General features: G+C 71.6%; 13 protein-coding genes. 8 read left to right on the forward strand and 5 right to left on the reverse strand.

The annotated features are described in order from the left end of the window. Nucleotides 1–36: 36 nt before the first annotated feature. The gene (locus tag OFY01_RS12220; RefSeq protein ID WP_266599144.1) at nucleotides 37–870 is read right to left on the reverse strand and encodes a glutamate ABC transporter substrate-binding protein; all 834 of its coding nucleotides are present in this window, start codon (nucleotides 868–870) and stop codon (nucleotides 37–39) included. Between the two features lie 182 nt (nucleotides 871–1,052). Further along, nucleotides 1,053–1,832 carry an amino acid ABC transporter ATP-binding protein gene (locus tag OFY01_RS12225; RefSeq protein ID WP_266599146.1) on the reverse strand — a complete coding sequence of 260 codons (780 nt, stop codon included), beginning with the start codon at nucleotides 1,830–1,832 and terminating at the stop codon, nucleotides 1,053–1,055. A 295-nt stretch (nucleotides 1,833–2,127) separates the two neighbouring features. On the opposite strand from OFY01_RS12225, the gene OFY01_RS12230 reads away from it, so the two are divergent. Then, nucleotides 2,128–2,814 (forward strand): response regulator transcription factor, encoded by a 687-nt coding sequence (locus OFY01_RS12230; RefSeq protein ID WP_266599148.1) that lies wholly within the window; start codon nucleotides 2,128–2,130, stop codon nucleotides 2,812–2,814. Between the two features lie 21 nt (nucleotides 2,815–2,835). Then, nucleotides 2,836–4,278: a sensor histidine kinase gene (locus OFY01_RS12235; protein WP_266599150.1), complete on the forward strand. Its 1,443-nt coding sequence runs from the start codon at nucleotides 2,836–2,838 to the stop codon at nucleotides 4,276–4,278. On the opposite strand, the gene OFY01_RS12240 is transcribed toward OFY01_RS12235, so the two are convergent. Then, nucleotides 4,257–5,261 (reverse strand): TAXI family TRAP transporter solute-binding subunit, encoded by a 1,005-nt coding sequence (locus OFY01_RS12240; RefSeq protein ID WP_266599152.1) that lies wholly within the window; start codon nucleotides 5,259–5,261, stop codon nucleotides 4,257–4,259. The two genes, OFY01_RS12235 and OFY01_RS12240, sit on opposite strands and share 22 nt — an antisense overlap. Before the next feature lie 134 nt (nucleotides 5,262–5,395). Further along, nucleotides 5,396–6,367, reverse strand: a complete 972-nt coding sequence (locus OFY01_RS12245) for a TIGR01777 family oxidoreductase (RefSeq protein WP_266599154.1) — start codon at nucleotides 6,365–6,367, stop codon at nucleotides 5,396–5,398. 139 nt (nucleotides 6,368–6,506) lie between these two features. Here OFY01_RS12245 and miaB point away from each other — a divergent pair, with 139 nt between their 5' ends. After that, a complete protein-coding gene (gene miaB, locus OFY01_RS12250; protein WP_266599156.1) occupies nucleotides 6,507–8,036 on the forward strand; it encodes a tRNA (N6-isopentenyl adenosine(37)-C2)-methylthiotransferase MiaB in 1,530 nt (509 codons plus the stop codon). A 24-nt stretch (nucleotides 8,037–8,060) separates the two neighbouring features. After that, the gene (locus OFY01_RS12255) at nucleotides 8,061–8,777 is read left to right on the forward strand and encodes a class III extradiol dioxygenase subunit B-like domain-containing protein (RefSeq protein WP_266599158.1); all 717 of its coding nucleotides are present in this window, start codon (nucleotides 8,061–8,063) and stop codon (nucleotides 8,775–8,777) included. 113 nt (nucleotides 8,778–8,890) lie between these two features. Here OFY01_RS12255 and OFY01_RS12260 read toward each other — a convergent pair whose 3' ends face one another. Then, complete coding sequence (locus OFY01_RS12260; protein ID WP_266599160.1) at nucleotides 8,891–9,217, reverse strand: hypothetical protein; 327 nt, start codon at nucleotides 9,215–9,217, stop codon at nucleotides 8,891–8,893. Nucleotides 9,218–9,401: 184 nt separating this feature from the next. Between OFY01_RS12260 and miaA the strand changes: the two genes are divergently transcribed. From miaA to OFY01_RS12280, 4 genes are all read left to right on the forward strand, one after another. Further along, nucleotides 9,402–10,340, forward strand: a complete 939-nt coding sequence (gene miaA, locus OFY01_RS12265; protein WP_266599162.1) for a tRNA (adenosine(37)-N6)-dimethylallyltransferase MiaA — start codon at nucleotides 9,402–9,404, stop codon at nucleotides 10,338–10,340. Nucleotides 10,341–10,429: 89 nt separating this feature from the next. Further along, nucleotides 10,430–10,915: a hypothetical protein gene (locus OFY01_RS12270; RefSeq protein ID WP_266599163.1), complete on the forward strand. Its 486-nt coding sequence runs from the start codon at nucleotides 10,430–10,432 to the stop codon at nucleotides 10,913–10,915. Nucleotides 10,916–10,949: 34 nt separating this feature from the next. Further along, complete coding sequence (gene dapF / locus OFY01_RS12275; RefSeq protein ID WP_266599164.1) at nucleotides 10,950–11,819, forward strand: diaminopimelate epimerase; 870 nt, start codon at nucleotides 10,950–10,952, stop codon at nucleotides 11,817–11,819. Nucleotides 11,820–11,958: 139 nt separating this feature from the next. Continuing rightward, nucleotides 11,959–14,100, forward strand: a complete 2,142-nt coding sequence (locus OFY01_RS12280; protein WP_266599166.1) for a RelA/SpoT family protein — start codon at nucleotides 11,959–11,961, stop codon at nucleotides 14,098–14,100. The last annotated feature ends 39 nt before the right edge of the window (nucleotides 14,101–14,139 follow it).

The following is a 14,139-nucleotide window of genomic DNA, read 5'->3' on the forward strand; positions in this document are numbered from 1 at the left end:
CCGGTCCGTGGCGGGCCGCCGCGCCCCGGGGCGACGTCACTTGACGACGTTGCCGATCTTCGGGGCGGGCTCGTACTGGTAGTTCGCCGGACCGAAGTTGGCCTCCACGGCCTTCTGCCACGACTTGTCCGCGACCATCTTCTCCAGGGCCTTGTTGATCTTGGCCTTGAGCGGGCTGCCCTTCTTGACGCCGATGCCGTAGTTCTCGTTCGTCATCTTGAGGCCGGCCAGCTTGAACTTGCCCTTGAAGGCGCTCTGCGCGGCGTAACCGGCGAGGATCGAGTCGTCGGTGGTCAGCGCGTCGATGGCCTTGTTCTCCAGGCCGGTGAGGCACTCGGAGTAGCCGCCGTAGTTCTGCAGCTGGGCCTTGGGGGCGAGGGTGTCACGGATGTTCTGCGCCGAGGTCGAGCCGGTCACCGAGCACAGTTTCTTGCTGTTGAGGTCCTTGGCGCTCTTGATGGAGTTGTCGTCGGCGCGCACCAGGACGTCCTGGTGGGCCAGGAGGTACGGACCGGCGAAGTCGACCTTCTTCTCACGCTCGGGAGTGATCGAGTACGTGGCGGCGATGAAGTCCACGTCACCGCGCTGCAGCATCGTCTCGCGGTCGGCGCTCTTGGCCTCCTTCCACTGGATGTCGCTCGCCTTGTAACCGAGCTGCTTGGCGACATAGGTGGCGACGTCGACGTCGAAGCCCGTGTACGTGCCGTCCGGGGTCTTCTGGCCGAGGCCGGGCTGGTCGAACTTGATGCCGATGGTGATCTTCTTGCCGCCGGACGAACCGTTGTCGTTCTTGCTGCCGCCGCAGGCGGTAGCGGTGACGGCGAGTGCGAGGGCGACGGAGGCCGCCGCGGTGACCTTGCGGCGCTTCATGGTGAACATCCTTGGTACTTGGTATCGGGAAAACGCGGAATCAGCGAAGCGTCGACGAGCGGAGCGGGACGAGCGGAGCGGGGTGGGACGAGCGGGGCGGGCACCTGGCACACGCGGCACGCGTGGCACGCGCGCGTGGTGCGACCGTGTCGAGCACGCGCGCGTGGGGTGTCAGTGGGGTGTCAGTGGTGCAGGATCTTCGACAGGAAGTCCTTGGCCCGGTCGCTGCTGGGATTGCTGAAGAACTGGTCGGGGGACGCCTCTTCGACGATCCGGCCGTCCGCCATGAAGACCACGCGGTTGGCCGCCGACCGGGCGAAGCCCATCTCGTGCGTGACCACCACCATCGTCATGCCGTCCCGGGCGAGCTGCTGCATCACCTCGAGGACCTCGTTGATCATCTCCGGGTCGAGCGCCGACGTCGGCTCGTCGAAGAGCATCACCTTCGGGCCCATCGCCAGCGCCCGCGCGATGGCGACCCGCTGCTGCTGCCCGCCCGAGAGCTGCGCCGGATACTTGTCCGCCTGGGCGCCGACACCGACCCGGTCGAGAAGCGCGCGAGCCTTCTCCTCGGCTTCCTTCTTGTCCGCCTTGCGGACCTTGATCTGCCCCAGTGTCACGTTCTCGAGCACGGTCTTGTGCGCGAAGAGGTTGAAGGACTGGAACACCATCCCCACGTCCGCGCGCAGCCGGGCGAGCTCCTTGCCCTCCTGGGGCAGCGGTTTGCCGTCGATGGTGATCGAGCCGGAGTCGATGGTCTCCAGACGGTTGATCGTGCGGCACAGGGTGGACTTTCCGGAACCCGACGGGCCGATGACGACGACGACTTCGCCTCGCGCGATGGTCAGATCGATGTCCTGGAGCACGTGCAGCGCGCCGAAGTGCTTGTTGACGTGACTCAACGCGACCAGCGCGTCGCCCGCGGGGGGCGCGACGTCCTTGGTCACCGAAAGTTCGGTCATCGGGTGTTGCTCCATCCTCCTCGGTTGCGGAGGACAGTAATGAGGCGGTGCGACCAGCGTCATTACATCTGAGCGGAAATTGAGCATAACGATGGGGTTTCGACCGGACACGTTACGTGACAGACGGGCCCGGTCCGAGTACCGGCTGCGTAACGGAACGCGAGCACGGCCGGAACCCTCTTGACGTCGTCCTTGTCCATCGGCGTGGATGCCTTGTGCGCCGCACACGTGCGTGCGGGCACATCCGCACCGGGCGGGCCGGGACTGTACGAACGATGAACCTGAGGGGGCCGGAATGAGACTGCTGCTCGTCGAGGACGACGACCATGTTGCGGCGGCCCTCACGGCGGTTCTGTCCCGGCACGGCTTCGAGGTGCATCACGCGCGCAGCGGGGAGGAGGCGCTGCGGGCGCTCGTCCCGGAGGCGGCCGCGTTCGGCGTCGTCCTGCTCGACCTGGGGCTGCCGGACCAGGACGGCTACGAGGTCTGCGGCAAGATCCGCAAGCGCACGTCGACCCCGGTCATCATGGTGACCGCGCGGGGCGACGTACGCTCTCGCATCCACGGGCTGAACATGGGCGCGGACGACTACGTCGTCAAGCCCTACGACACCGGCGAACTGCTCGCCCGCATCCACGCGGTCAGCCGGCGCGGTGCCCACGGCGACACGGCAGCGGCGAGCGGCAGCGGCCTGCGGCTCGGCACGGTCCACATCGAACTGCCCACCCGCCAGGTCACGGTGGACGGCGAGACGGTGCAGCTCACCCGCAAGGAGTTCGACCTGCTGGCGCTGCTCGCCCAGCGCCCCGGCGTCGTCTTCCGCAGGGAGCAGATCATCAGCGAGGTGTGGCGCACCAGCTGGGAGGGGACCGGGCGCACCCTGGAGGTGCACATCGCCTCACTGCGTGCCAAGCTGCGCAGGCCGGCCCTCATCGAGACCGTACGCGGCGTCGGGTACCGGCTCGTCGCTCCGGCCGCGTAACACGCGTCGGCAGGCGACCAGGTGCGCGCACGTCTTCTCCCCCTGCTGATCGTCCTGATGGCCGGGGTGCTTCTCGCGCTCGGCTTCCCGCTCGCGGCCAGCCTTGCCGCCGCTCAACAGCAGAAGGTCGTCGTCGACCGTATCGACGACACCGCGCGGTTCGCCTCGCTCGCCCAGTACGTCACCGTGCGCGCGGACGCGAGCGGCGCGCGCAAGGCGGGTGAGCGGGAGGAGACGCTGCAGAGCGAACTGACGCGCTACCAGGACGTGTACGGCATCCGGGCGGGCGTCTTCTACCGCGACCGGACACCCATGGCGCACGCTCCCGGGAACTTCTCGGTGCCGCGAAGCGGCCCGGTGCGCGACGCGTTCGACGAGGCGCTGTACTCGCGCGGCAGCCACGACCCGGCACAGGTGTGGCCGTGGCAGCGCGGCCGTCTCGTGGTCGCCTCCTCCGTCGTGAGGGACGGCGACGTGGTCGCCGTCGTCGTCACGGACTCGCCGACCGGTGCGATGCGTGCCAAGACGCTGCGCGGCTGGCTGGTCATCGCGGCGGGCGAGGCGGCGGCGATGCTGCTCGCGGTCGGCGCGGCGCTCCGGCTGACCAGGTGGATCCTGCGGCCGGTGGGCGTCTTGGACGCCACTACGCACGACATCGCCACCGGCCGCCTCAAGTCGCGGGTCGCCGCGGCCGGCGGCCCGCCGGAACTCAGGCGCCTGGCCCGGTCGTTCAACGAGATGGTCGACCACGTCGAAGAGGTGCTCGAACAGCAGCGCGCCTTCGTCGCCGACGCCTCCCACCAGCTGCGCAATCCGCTGTCCGCCCTGCTGTTGCGCATCGACGTCCTGGCCCTCGAACTACCGGAGGGCAACGAGGAGATCGCCTCCGTGAGGACCGAGGGAAAACGCCTGGCCTCGGTCCTCGACGGCCTGCTCGACCTGGCGCTCGCAGAGCACGCCGCGGCGGACCTCCAGCTCACCGACATCGGCGAACTGGCCGCCGAGCGGGCCGACGCGTGGCGCCCGACCGCCGAGGGCAAGGGCGTGCGCCTGGTCGCGCGGTGCCCGGCGGCGACGGGCTGGGCCGACCCGGTCTCGCTGTCCAGCGCCCTGGACGCGGTGATCGACAACGCGCTGAAGTTCACGCCCGAAGGAGAGGAGGTGCTCGTCAAGGTGAGCGCCAACGGCGCGACCACCGTGATCGAGGTCGCCGACCGCGGCCCCGGACTGCGCGAGGACGAACTCGCGCGGATCGGCCGCCGCTTCTGGCGCAGCCCCCACCACCAGAACGTCAAGGGCTCGGGCCTGGGCCTGTCCATCTGCCGCGCGCTGCTCGCGGCGTCGGGCGGCTCTCTCACCTTCGCGCCCCATGAACCGCACGGCCTGAAGGTGACGCTGCGGGTGCCGAGGACCGCGCCGCTGCCGAGGGCCAGGGGCTCGGCTCAGGGTTTGACGGAGCGGTAGTAGCGGCGTGCGCCCTCGTGCAGGGGCAGCGGGTCGGTGTATATGGCTGTGCGCAGGTCGACGAGTTGCGCCGCGTGCACCACGGCGCCGATGCGGTCACGGCTGCTTATGACCGTACGGGTGACCTCTTCGGTCAGTTCGGGGCTCATGCGGTCGGTCGTCACCAGGAGGTTCGCCACGGCCAGCGTGGTGACCGGCTGCCCGCGCTGCGCTGCCGGGTAGGCGTCGGCGGGCATCACGGCGGCGCGGTAGTAGCGGGCCGTCCCGCCCTGCTGGTGGAGCCTGTCGACCAGGCTGCCGAGCTCGACCAGGCGGACGGGGAAATGCTCGGACAGGGTGCGCACATGCGTGGTGGGCAGTCCGCCCGACCAGAAGAACGCGTCGATGTCTCCGGACTCCAGGGCACCGGGCATGGCGTCTATGCCGATGCCCACGGCCGTGATGTCGCGGTTGATGTCCAGCCCCGCCGCGGACAGCAGCCGATCGGCGATGAGCCGTACCCCGGAGCTGCGCCCGCCCACCGCGACCCGCTTGCCCCGCAGGTCGGCGACGGACTTCACGGACGAGGAGCGGGGCACGACGAGCTGCATGTAGTCGTCGTAGAGGCGTGCGCAGCCGCGCAGCCGGTCCGCGCCGGGCAGGTGCTCGCGCCGGTACTCGGCGACCGCGTCGGCCGCGGCGATGGTGAAGTCGGCCTTGCCGGTGGCCACTCGCCGCACGTTCTCCCCCGAGCCCTGGCTGGCCCGCAGCGTCACATCGACGTCGGGGAGGTCGTGGGCCAGCTCCTTCTTCAGAAGTGCCCCGTAGCGCTCGTAGACGCCCGTGTGCGTGCCCGTACTGAACGTCACGCGCCCGCTCGGCGTCCGTCCGCCTCCCGGCACCAGCCACCACACCAGAAGCCCGAGCACGACCAGCACGGCCCCGGCACCCAGGAGGGCACCGCGGCGGGCGAGACGCGACGGGAGGCGGAAGGGCTGCGGCATGGCGGCGATCCTGCCAGCAGTACCCGCGGCTGACTAGGTCCGTCGAATCCCGATGGGGTCACAGAGCGGGCACGACGCCGGTCGGTCCTTGACCGGCCCTTGCGCACCGCCCCTGCCTCGCCGGGCTCTGCCCGTCAGCGTCGTCGGCGGCGCCGCACGAGATCCCGTGCTGCCGTGTCCCACCACGCGTGCTCGAAATCGAACCCGGCCTCCAGGAGGCGTCCGGGCACCACCCGGCGGCTCTTGAGCAGCAGCTCCGTGTCGGAGCGCAGCGCGAACGCTCCCAGCTCGGCCATCCACCGCGTGGCGGGAAGGCCGACCGGCACGCGCCAGGCGCGGCGCAACGTGCGCATGAAGTCCCGTTGCGGCAGCGGACGCGGCGCGGCGAGATTGACCGGGCCGCGGAGGTCGTCGCGCTCCACCAGGAACTCCACCGCGCGGACGAAGTCCTGGTCGTGGATCCACGAGACGTACTGGCCGCCGCCCGCCACGGGGCCGCCGAGGCCGAGCCTGCTCAGCCAGGACAGCACGTCGAAGACGCCGCCTGGGTCCGGGCTCATGACCATGGCCGCGCGCAGGGCGACCTTCCTGGTCCGCGGGGTGTCGGCCTCCTCCTGCGCGCGCTCCCACTGTCTTGCGATGTCCACGCTGTACGCCCAGTAGTCCGGCACGCCGGGTTCCGTGCCGCCCATGACGCCGTTCTCCTCGTCGTTCGCGGCGTCCGTGCGGTGCGCGTAGATCGTCGCCGTACTCATCTGCAACCAGAGCGCGGGCGGCCGTGCCGCGGCGGCGACGGCCTCGCCGACGGCCCGCGCCGACTCGACGCGCGAATCCATCATGGCCTTGAGGTTCTCGGGTGTGTAGCGGCAACTGACGCTGCGCCCGGCGAGGTTGACGACGACGTCACTGCCGTCGATCTCCCGCGCCCAGGGGCCGTACGCGCGTCCGTCCCACGCCGCCACGCGCGCGTGGCGGGCATCGGCGGGGCGCGGGCTCGCGCGGTGCGGGTTCCGGCTGAGCACGACGACCTCGTGTCCCGCCGCCGTGAGCGCGCGGCACAGCACGCCGCCGATCTGGCCGGTGCCGCCCGGCAGAACGACCTTCATGGTTTCCCCCTCGCGTCCTGAACGCGTCCAGTGAATTGAACGCGTTCAAAATATAGCCGCATGGGGCTCCATGACCTACGGGCGGGGGGAGAGGGTGCCACCGGGAAAACGGGTCCGCGCGAGCGCCTACCCTTGACGCATGACCATCAGCAGCGACCGGAGCCCGGCAGTGGACGTTCCCGCACCCAAGACCTACGAAGTGCGCACTTACGGGTGCCAGATGAACGTCCACGACTCCGAGCGCTTGTCCGGCCTCCTGGAGGGCGCGGGGTACGTCCGCGCGCCCGAGGGCTCCGACGGGGACGCCGACGTGGTCGTCTTCAACACGTGCGCGGTGCGCGAGAACGCGGACAACCGGCTCTACGGCAACCTCGGCCGGCTCGCCCCCAGGAAGGCGTCGCGCCCGGGCATGCAGATCGCCGTCGGCGGCTGCCTCGCCCAGAAGGACCGCGACACCATCGTGAAGAAGGCTCCCTGGGTGGACGTCGTCTTCGGCACGCACAACATCGGCAAGCTGCCCGTCCTGCTGGAGCGCGCCCGCGTTCAGGAAGAGGCACAGGTCGAGATCGCGGAGTCCCTGGAGGCGTTCCCGTCCACGCTGCCCACGCGCCGCGAGAGCGCGTACGCGGCCTGGGTGTCGATCTCCGTCGGCTGCAACAACACCTGCACCTTCTGCATCGTCCCGGCGCTGCGCGGCAAGGAGAGGGACCGCAAGGCCGGTGACATCCTCGCCGAGGTCGAGGCTCTCGTCTCGGAGGGCGTGTGCGAGGTCACGCTGCTCGGCCAGAACGTCAACGCGTACGGCTCCGACATCGGCGACCGCGAGGCATTCAGCAAGCTGCTGCGCGCCTGTGGAGGGATCGAGGGCCTGGAGCGGGTCCGCTTCACCTCCCCGCACCCGCGCGACTTCACCGACGACGTGATCGCCGCCATGGCCGAGACCCCGAACGTGATGCCGCAGCTGCACATGCCGCTGCAGTCCGGATCGGACACCGTCCTCAAGGCGATGCGTCGCTCCTACCGCCAGGACCGGTACCTGAACATCATCAGGAAGGTCCGCGAGGCCATCCCGCACGCGGCCATCACGACCGACATCATCGTGGGCTTCCCCGGCGAGACCGAGGAGGACTTCGAGCAGACCATGCACGTCGTGCGCGAGGCCCGCTTCGCCGCGGCCTTCACCTTCCAGTACTCCAAGCGTCCCGGCACCCCGGCCGCCGAGATGGCGGACCAGATCCCCAAGGAGGTCGTGCAGGAGCGCTACGAGCGCCTCGTCGCCCTCCAGGAGGAGATCTCCTGGGAGGAGAACAAGAAGCAGGTCGGCCGCACCCTGGACCTCATGGTCGCCGAGGGCGAAGGGCGCAAGGACGGCGCCACCCACCGCCTGTCCGGCCGGGCCCCCGACAACCGCCTGGTGCACTTCACCAAGCCCGGCCAGGACGTGCGCCCCGGCGACGTCGTCACGGTCGAGATCACCTACGCGGCGCCCCACCACCTGCTCGCCGAGGGGGACGTCCTGAACGTCCGGCACACGCGAGCGGGTGACGCGTGGGAGAAGCGCAACCAGGAGGAGCGGGACAAGAAGCAGGGCGTCATGCTCGGCCTGCCCCAGGTGGGCGTGCCCGCGCCGCTGCCCGCCGCGACCGGGGGCTGCGCCGTCGCCGAGTGACCGACGGGCAGTAGGCTGCCGATCATGCTTGTCGCCGCCGCCGTGTGCCCCTGTCCGCCGCTGCTCGTGCCCGAGGTGGCGGCGGGCGCCGCTCCCGAGCTCGACGCCGCGCGTGCGGCGTGCGACGAAGCGGTCGGGGCGGTGCTCGCGGCCGGGCCCGACCTGGTGTGGGTGATCGGCGAGGGTCCTGCCACGGGCCCGCACCGGCCGGGTTCCCGCGGCTCCTTCCACCCCTTCGGGGTGGACCTGGACGTTCACCTCGGCGCTCCGGCCGAGCACGCCGTCGAGGCCACGCTCCCGTCGTCGCTGGCAGTCGGGGCGTGGCTGCTCACGCGTGCGGGGTGGGCGGGCGAGGCGCGGGGCTACGAGGTGGCGCCGGGCAGTCCGGCCTCCGGCAACGTGGACGTGGGCGAACGCCTCGCGGACGGCCGCACCGGCAAGGAACGCGTCGGCTTCCTCGTCATGGGTGACGGCACCGCGTGCCGCACCCTGAAGGCCCCTGGTTACCTGGACGAGCGAGCCGAGGATGTGGACGCGCGGATCGCTCAGGCGTTGCGGACCCTGGACGCGGACGGCTATCTGAGGTCCCTGGACGACCGGCTGGCGCGCGAGCTGAAGATCTCCGGCCGCGGCGCCTGGCAGATGCTGACCGGTGGCCGGCGAAAGGACCACGGCGCCGCCCGGCTCCTGTACGAGGACGCGCCGTACGGCGTGGGCTACTTCGTCGCCTCCTGGACGTAGCGCCGCGGCGCCCGGCGAAGGCATCGGACACGGCGACGGCCGTGAAGCCGCGTGGCTTCACGGCCGTCCGCACCGGGCTGCGCCGAGGTCAGGACGCCGCAGAGGCGGCGTGGCTACTTCCGGGCGCCCTCGCCGGCCTCGCTGTCAGCGGCCCGCTCCGCGGACTGCTGCTTCGGGATCTCGACCCCCTCCGCGGCGGCGGACTCGACCGCCTCGGCGGCCTGTGCCTCCTCGCCCGCCGGGCGCTCCTCGGCCTCCGGCGCGGCCTCGGTGGCTCCTGCCGCCTCAGTGGCCTCGGCGGCCGGCCCGCTCGCACCGTCCGAACCCTGTCCACCCTCGGCTTCCGGCTCGTCCGCCGACGCGGCGACGGCCTCCACCTCGGCCGACGTCACCGCGTCGCTCTCCTTGGCCTTCCGGCGGAACATGGCAAAAACGCCCATTTCAACTCCATACGGTACTCGTGCGGGCGAAATCCCGCCCCGCCCGGTGCGTCCCGTTGCGGCACCCCGGGTTCCCGGTTCTCAGAAACCGGCGGCCGGAACCTCGCAACAGGCAACGACCCCGGATGCGCCGCGTCACGTAGCTCGTTCGTGAACCATGCACGGGGTTTGCGAGACTGGGACGGTGAGTAGCGCAGCTCCCGCCCCGCGGGTCATCGCCGTCGTCGGTCCGACCGCGGCAGGAAAGTCGGATCTCGGTGTCTTCCTCGCGAAGGAACTCGGCGGCGAAGTCGTCAACGCCGACTCCATGCAGTTGTACCGAGGGATGGACATCGGCACCGCGAAACTGACGGCCGAGGAGCGCGGCGGCGTGCCCCACCACCTCCTCGACATCTGGGACGTGACCGTCACCGCCAGCGTCGCCGAGTACCAGAGGCTCGCCCGGGCGGAGATCGACCGCCTGCTCGCCGCCGGCCGCTGGCCCGTCCTGGTCGGCGGCTCCGGCCTCTACGTCAGGGGTGCCGTCGACAACCTGGAGTTCCCCGGCACCGACCCCGAGGTGCGCGCCCGCCTCGAGGACGAGCTGGCGGTGCGCGGCTCCGGCGCGCTGCACGCCAGGCTCGCCGTGGCCGACCCGGAGGCCGCCGCCGCGATCCTGCCGAGCAACGGACGGCGCATCGTGCGCGCCCTTGAGGTCATCGAGATCACCGGCAAACCGTTCACGGCCAACCTGCCGGGGCACGACTCGGTCTACGACACCGTCCAGATCGGCGTCGACGTCGACCGCCCCGAACTCGACGAACGCATCGCCGCGCGCGTGGACCGCATGTGGGAGACCGGACTGGTCGACGAGGTGCGCGCCCTCGAGGCCAGAGGTCTGCGCGAGGGGCGCACCGCGTCGCGCGCTCTCGGCTACCAGCAGGTGCTCGCGGCGCTCGCGGGGGAGTGCACCGAGGACGAGGCGCGCGCCGAGACCGTACGCGCCACCAAGCGCTTCGCGCGCCGTCAGGACTCATGGTTCCGGCGCGACCCCCGCGTGCACTGGCTCAGTGGGGCGGCTCACGCGCGCGGGGAACTCCCGGGCCGTGCGCTGTCGTTGGTCGAACGACCGGTTACAGCCTGATCACGTGATGGCATCGGGACGCTCTGGCCGCCATCGCGGCCTGTCGGGCCGTGCCATCATCGACCATCGATCGACAAGTGGAGTCCACCATGGGAGGGCGCGTGGCGATGGAGGCCGGCCCTCGTGACACCGCACCGGGCGAGGAGCAGCTCAGCTCCGACGGCCCCGCGGCGACCCCTGACAGCGTGATCGCCGACGGGCCGAGCGCCGAGGAGCTCGCCGCCCAGCAGGAGGGCGCCGAGGTCGAGGTCGAGCTGCGCCCGCAGCGGCGGCTGCGGATCTGGCAACTCGCGCCGATCGTGATCCTGGCCACCGTCGGTTCACTGATGTTCGCGTTCCCGCTGTTCTTCGAGTTCGGCGACGGCGGCGCGGTCGTCGCGATGCTCGGCGTGCTGATCAGCTGCTGCGCCGCGGGCTGGGGCCTGATGGCGGCCCGGCGGGTCGGCTACACGCTGCCGGGACTGCCCCCGCGCGGCTCGGGCCGCTGGCCCGACTGGCGCGTCGTCGGCGGGTACGTGGTCGTCGTCGGGGTCGCCGCGGTGCTCGCCGTGTGGCGTGTGGCGCGACTCCGCTGACCCGACCGCCGGACCCACCCCGTACGATCGACGAATGACCAGTTTCCTCAAGGGTCACGGGACCGAGAACGACTTCGTGATCATCCCGGACCCGGCGAACGCCGTGGCGCTGCCGCCGAGCGCCGTGGCCGCGCTGTGCGACCGCCGGGCGGGCATCGGCGGCGACGGCCTGCTGCACGTCGTGCGCAGTGCCGCCCACCCGGACGCCGCGCACATGGCCGCCGAGGCCGAGTGGTTCATGGACTATCGCAACGGGGACGGTTCGATCGCCGAGATGTGCGGGAACGGCGTGCGCGTCTTCGCCCGCTATCTCCAGCACGCCGGGTACGTCACCACGGGCGACCTCGCCGTGGCGACGCGCGGCGGTGTCAAGCACGTCCACCTCGACAAGGAGGGCCTGGTCACGGTCTCCATGGGGCGCGCGGCTCTTCCCGCCGGGGAGGTCACCGTCACGGTCGGCGACCACACCTGGCCCGCGCGCCACGTGGACATGGGCAACCCGCACGCGGTGGCCTTCGTCGACGACCTCGCCCAGGCGGGCCCGCTGTACGACCCGCCGCCGTTCGCCCCGGCGAGCGCCTACCCGCAGGGGGTCAACGTCGAGTTCGTCGTCGACCGCGCCCCCCGCCACGTCGCCATGCGCGTGCACGAGCGGGGCGTGGGCGAGACCCGCTCCTGCGGCACCGGCGCCTGCGCCGTCGCCGTCGCGGCGGCCCGCAGGGACGGCGTCGACCCGGCCGTCACCGGGAGCCCGGTGACGTACGAGATCGATCTGCCCGGCGGCCGGCTGAGCATCACCGAGCGGCCCGACGGTCAGATCGAGATGACCGGGCCCGCCGTGATCGTGGCCGAAGGCGTGATCGACGCGGACTGGTTCGCGTCCGTCGAAACCGTAAACCCGTGAACCTTCGCTCGAATGGGTGATCCGTTTCACGCTCGGCGAGAGCGGGGCTGCGCCACGTGATGGGCTCGGTAGCATCAAGCACCGGTCCGGACGGGTGCCCCCGCCAGCCCGCCGCCGGTCGACCCAGCCGGAGGTGCTCATGAGTGCGGAGGCGACCAATCCCGCAACCCCCGGGCCACTGATGCCCGGAGCCCCGCGCAGACGCGGCCGCCCCCGGATCGATCTGCGCCGCCTGGGCCGCGCCGCGCTCCTCGGCCCCGCCGCCCGCGACCGCCTCCCGGACGCCATCGGCCACGTCGTCGAGGCACACCGCGCGCACCACCCGCAGGCCCGCCTGGAACCGCTGCACCGCGCCTACGTGCTCGCCGAGTCCTCGCACCGCGGCCAGATGCGCAAGAGCGGCGAGCCGTACATCACGCACCCGCTCGCGGTGACACTGATCCTGGCCGAGCTGGGCGCCGAGACGACGACGCTGACCGCCTCCCTGCTGCACGACACCGTCGAGGACACGGACGTGACGCTCGACCAGGTGCGCCGCGAGTTCGGGACCGAGGTCGCCTATCTCGTCGACGGCGTCACCAAGCTCGAAAAGGTCGACTACGGCGCCGCGGCCGAGCCCGAGACGTTCCGCAAGATGCTCGTCGCCACCGGCAACGACGTGCGGGTCATGTCCATCAAACTGGCCGACCGCCTGCACAACATGCGCACCCTGGGAGTGATGCGCCCGGAGAAGCAGGAACGGATCGCCAAGGTCACCCGCGACGTCCTCATCCCGCTCGCCGAGCGGCTCGGCGTCCAGGCGCTCAAGACCGAACTCGAAGACCTCGTCTTCGCGATCCTGCACCCCGAGGAGTACGCCCGCACGCAGGCCCTCATCGCCGCCGACGCGGCGCGCGGCGACGACTGCCTCGCCGAGATCGCCGAGGAGATGCGCGGCGTCCTGCGCGACGCGGGCCTCACCGCCGAGGTCCTCATCCGCCCGCGCCACCTGGTCTCCGTCCACCGGGTCCACCGAAAACGCGGCCGGCTGCGCGGCGCCGACTTCGGCCGTCTGCTCGTCCTGGTCGAGGAGGACGCGGACTGCTACGGCGTGCTGGGCGAACTGCACACCTGTTTCACCCCGGTCGTCTCCGAGTTCAAGGACTTCATCGCCGTACCGAAGTTCAACCTCTACCAGTCTCTGCACACCGCCGTCGCCCGCCCGGACGGCGAGGTCGTGGAAGTCCTCGTCCGTACGCACCAGATGCACAAGGTCGCCGAGGCGGGCGTCGTCGCGCTCGGCAACCCGTACACCCCCTCCGGCGAGGAGCAGCAGAACGCCGACGGCGCGGCCGGCGAGACCGGGGAGCGCTCCGACCCCACACGCCCCGGCTGGCTCTCCCGGCTCCTTGAGTGGCAGCGCGCCGCGCCCGACACGGACACGTTCTGGTCGACGCTCCGCGAGGACCTGGCGCAGGACCGCGAGATCACCGTGTTCAGGACCGACGGCACGGCCCTGGGCCTGCCCGCGGGCGCCAGCTGTGTCGACGCCGCGTACGCGCAGTACGGAGACGACGCCCACGCCTGCATCGGCGCCCGCGTCAACGGCCGCCTGGCGGCGCTCGGCACCGTCCTGAGCGACGGCGACACCGTGCAGCTCCTGATGAACCAGATGGACGGCGAGTCGGCCCCCGAACCGTCCCGCGCCTGGCTCGACCACGCCCGTACGCCCGCCGCGCGCATCGCCATCCGCCGCTGGCTGGCCGCCCACCCCGAAGGCCCCAGGGCCACCGATCCGGCGCCGCGCGCGCCCTACAGCGGCCCCTCCGCCCGTCCCACGGCCACGAACGCCGTGGTCGACCGGCAGGGCGCCACCGTCCGCCTGGCGGGCTGCTGCACGCCCGTGCCGCCCGACGAGGTCACCGCGTTCGCCGTGCGCGGTGGCGTCGTCGCCGTGCACCGGGTCGCCTGCCCCGGCGCGGCGCGCATGAAGAGCGCGGGACGCGACGAGGTCGGCGTGCGCTGGGCGGACGAGGAGAACGCCGAGTACCGGGTGACGCTGCTCGCCGAGTCCTTCAGCCGCCCGCATCTGCTCGCCGACCTCACCGAGGCCATAGCGCTGGAGGGCGTGGCCATCATCTCCGCGACCGTCGAGCCGCCCTCCCAGGGCCGCGTACGCCACACGTACACGCTCCAGCTCACCGAGCCCGACCACCTCCAGGCCCTGATGCGCGCCATGCGCGACGTGCCCGGCGTGTACGACGTCGGGCGCGCCCAGCACGCCGCGGCAGGAGCCCTGTAGGCGAAAGCGGGGACTCGTCAGGGCGCCCGGGCTCCCCCG

The organism is Streptomyces beihaiensis, from assembly GCF_026274175.1.
Lineage (GTDB): Bacteria > Actinomycetota > Actinomycetes > Streptomycetales > Streptomycetaceae > Streptomyces > Streptomyces beihaiensis.